The organism is Gilliamella sp. Fer4-1, from assembly GCF_001690515.1.
Lineage (GTDB): Bacteria > Pseudomonadota > Gammaproteobacteria > Enterobacterales > Orbaceae > Gilliamella > Gilliamella apicola_C.
The window spans coordinates 1-677 of record NZ_LZGZ01000268.1 but is presented as its reverse complement, the minus strand read 5'-3'; the positions used below and the strand labels follow the sequence as shown (position 1 = coordinate 677).

Sequence of the window (677 nt, the reverse complement as noted above, 5' to 3'; positions counted from 1 at the left end):
AAAAACAAAAGAAATCACCCATGACAAATCGCATTTCAAGAAGAAAAAAACGCCGTTTTACTTACCAATAAAAAAACAAATGATGATTCTATATCAACATGCTAAAAAATAAACAAATATTATTACTGAATATGACATCACTAAATCCGCATTAGATAAGTGGATAAAGCAATATCAAACCACTGCCTATTGTTTAAACTCTGCGCTAAATTTTTTGACACATAATATGTTCTCCTATGATTTGTACTATTTTAGGGGGATATTTACAGATTTGATGTTCAGTCATTTTTTCATATTTAAATCCTCAGTGGGTTAATAAAGAGAATTTTCTACGTTTAGGCTGTACTATTTTAGGGGATAGTTACAGATCAGTGTTCTCTTATGATTGTTAGTTATATCATAGAGGTGACATTTGCCCATTTTTTGGCGAGAATTAAACCTATTCCGCTTTCCAACAGAATTCAATTTAACTTGAAATAATAGCCATTACAATTAATTGAGATGGCCTCCAATTTTCTCCAATTCAATATAAAAATGATTAATGATATTTTCTTCCAATTCATCATAATTAATTAAACAACGATTAAAATTATTATCTAGAGTAAATAGGTTTTTATCGATACCTATAAAATTTCCATCATAACGAGCTAACATTCTATAGCAATCCTTTCTATAAA

Annotated in this window: 1 protein-coding gene; it reads right to left on the bottom strand. The window is 28.5% G+C overall.

The features are described 5' to 3' along the window. Positions 1–492: 492 nt before the first annotated feature. On the bottom strand, positions 493–677 hold a 185-nt coding region (locus A9G30_RS13020), incomplete at its 5' end, for a hypothetical protein (protein WP_218057823.1).